Origin of the sequence: Trebonia sp., assembly GCF_049794275.1 — a bacterium.
Classification (GTDB): Bacteria; Actinomycetota; Actinomycetes; order Streptosporangiales; family Streptosporangiaceae; genus Trebonia.
This window is the reverse complement of sequence record NZ_JBARCR010000104.1, coordinates 1-2,420: the sequence shown is the minus strand read 5'-3', so window position 1 is coordinate 2,420 and position 2,420 is coordinate 1. Positions and strand designations below refer to the sequence as shown.

At 69.3% G+C, this 2,420-nt stretch carries 3 protein-coding genes; 2 read left to right on the top strand and 1 reads right to left on the bottom strand.

What is annotated here, in order from left to right; all coding sequences use genetic code 11:
- The first annotated feature begins 8 nt into the window (after nt 1-8).
- Both WA805_RS02760 and pruA read left to right on the top strand, forming a co-directional pair.
- Nucleotides 9-173: a DUF6912 family protein gene (locus WA805_RS02760; protein ID WP_425241575.1), complete on the top strand. Its 165-nt coding sequence runs from the start codon at nt 9-11 to the stop codon at nt 171-173.
- A gap of 98 nt (nt 174-271) precedes the next feature.
- Nucleotides 272-1,900 carry an L-glutamate gamma-semialdehyde dehydrogenase gene (pruA, locus tag WA805_RS02755; RefSeq protein ID WP_424564837.1) on the top strand — a complete coding sequence of 543 codons (1,629 nt, stop codon included), beginning with the start codon at nt 272-274 and terminating at the stop codon, nt 1,898-1,900.
- Nucleotides 1,901-2,097: 197 nt separating this feature from the next.
- On the opposite strand, the gene WA805_RS02750 is transcribed toward pruA, so the two are convergent.
- The coding region (locus WA805_RS02750; protein WP_425241574.1) for a hypothetical protein at nt 2,098-2,420 on the bottom strand (323 nt) is incomplete at its 5' end.

The following is a 2,420-nucleotide window of genomic DNA, read 5'->3' as shown; positions in this document are numbered from 1 at the left end:
GGCCGGACGTGGCCGCCGCCGCGGCCGCGATCGGCGCCGCCGACGCGGGGGACGAGGACGCGGCGTTCACCGTGGACTCCGCCGACGGGCACGAGCTGGCTTGGTACGCGGTGCAGGAACTTCACGATTTTCCCGAACTGCTTCCTGGCATGGGGGACTTAGTCTCCGCATGAGAGCTCCCCGCCCCCATTCCCCCTGGGCCCCCCATACCCCCCGGCGGGACCGACTCCCTGAGTTAACTGACTCTCACGGCGGAGGTAACGTCAGTCCCATGGATGCCGTGACCAGAGTGCCACCGCCGTACAACGAGCCGGTGCGCCAGTATCAGCCGGGCAGCGCGGACCGCGCCTCGCTCGAGTCCAAGATCAAGGAGCTCGCCGGACAGCAGGCCGAGCTGACCATGACGATCGGCGGCCGGCCGGTCATGGGGTCCGGCGAGCGCGTGCCCGTCGTACAGCCGCACAACTTCCGCCGCGTCCTCGGTGAGTTCGGCAATGCGACGGACGAGGACGTGGTCGCGGCGATCGCCGCCGCGGGTGCCGCGGCCCGCGACTGGCGGGCGCTGTCGTTCGCCGACCGTGCCGCGGTCTTCCTGCGCGCGGCGGACCTGCTGGCGGGCCCGTGGCGCGCCACGCTGAACGCCGCGACGGTCCTCGGCCAGTCCAAGTCGGTGCTCCAGGCGGAGATCGACGCGGCGTGCGAGATGATCGACTTCTGGCGGTACAACGTGGCGTTCGCGCGCCAGCTGCTGTCTGAGCAGCCGGAATCGGCCGCGGGCACGTGGAACCAGCTGGAGTACCGGCCGCTCGAGGGCTTCGTGCTCGCGATCACCCCGTTCAACTTCACGTCGATCGCTGGGAACCTGCCGACCGCGCCCGCGCTGCTCGGGAACGTCGTGGTGTGGAAGCCGTCGCCCACCCAGCAGCTCGCGGCGCACTACACCATGCGGCTGCTCGAGGCTGCCGGGCTGCCGCCGGGCGTGATCAACATGGTGACCGGGGACGGCCAGGCGGTGTCCCGGGTGGCGCTCTCCCACCCGGACCTGGCTGGGATCCACTTCACCGGCTCGACCGGCACGTTCCAGCACCTGTGGCGCACGGTCGCGGGGAACATCGGCGCGTTCCGCGACTACCCGCGGCTGGTCGGGGAGACCGGCGGCAAGGACTTCGTGATCGTCCATCCGTCGGCCGAGCGAGCCTCGATCGTCACCACCCTGGTCCGCGGCGCCTTCGAGTACCAGGGCCAGAAGTGCTCGGCCGCCTCCCGCGCCTACCTGCCGCGCTCGCTGTGGGAGCAGGTGCGCGACGAGCTGGTCACCACCGCCGGGTCGCTGTCGTTCGGCGACGTGTCTGAGGACCTGTCGCTGTTCGGCGGCGCGGTGATCGACTCCCGTGCGGTGGACAAGCACCGGGGCGCGTTCGACCGGGCCAGGTCCCGCCCGGCGGTGCGGTTCCTGACCGGCGGCGAGATCGACGACTCGGCGGGGTACTTCGTCCGCCCGACGATCCTGGAGTGCGACGACCCGGCCGACGAGGTGTTCACGACCGAGTACTTCGGGCCGATCCTCGCGGTGCACGTGTACGAGGACGCGCAGTACCAGGCGATGCTCAGCCAGGCCGCCGACGTCGCACCGTACGCGCTGACCGGCGCCATCCTGGCCACCGACCGCAAGGCGATCGCCGAGGCCACGGACCGGTTGCGGTACTCGGCGGGCAACTTCTACATCAACGACAAGCCGACCGGCGCGGTCGTCGGGCAGCAGCCGTTCGGCGGCGCCAGGGCCAGCGGCACCGACGACAAGGCGGGCTCGGTGTTCAACCTCATCCGCTGGGTCTCCGCCCGCACCATCAAGGAGACGTTCACGCCGCCAACGGACTACCGTTATCCCCACATGGGCTAGAACGGACGTGCGGGCCGGTCCAGGCTGGTCCGGAATGGTGTGGTCAGCGCCCTTATCCGAACGCGTTTCCGTCCATATCGGTCCGGGATAGTTCAGGGTGTCAGGCTCCCTGCAGAGGCTCCCGGAGCCTGGCGGCGTACGCCACCGCCTACCCGGGGGCTTGCGGGAACTGCCTCATCTCCCGAGAGGGGATTACCCTAGGCGTATTCCGAAGTGCCCAGGGAACGCATAAATTCGTCGTCCTCTTGCTCATTCTTGGTCAGCAGGCCGAGGGCCCGGCGGGCTTCGTGTCGGCGTGCGGCCTCGCGGAGTTCTTCGAGGAACGCAAGATGCTCCGGAGAGTCCAGGTAATCCAAGTACGCCGAGTCATAGTAGGGCTTGCCTCGCACGCTGTCTTCGGCTCGAGCGGCCACCCGGTGTCTTCCCAGCCGTTCGGGCTGCTTGCGGTGCATCACGTTGTACTTGGGCTGCTCGCCGAAAATCGCGGCTGCTTCAGCATCGAGAGCCTCGTCCCGCGTGT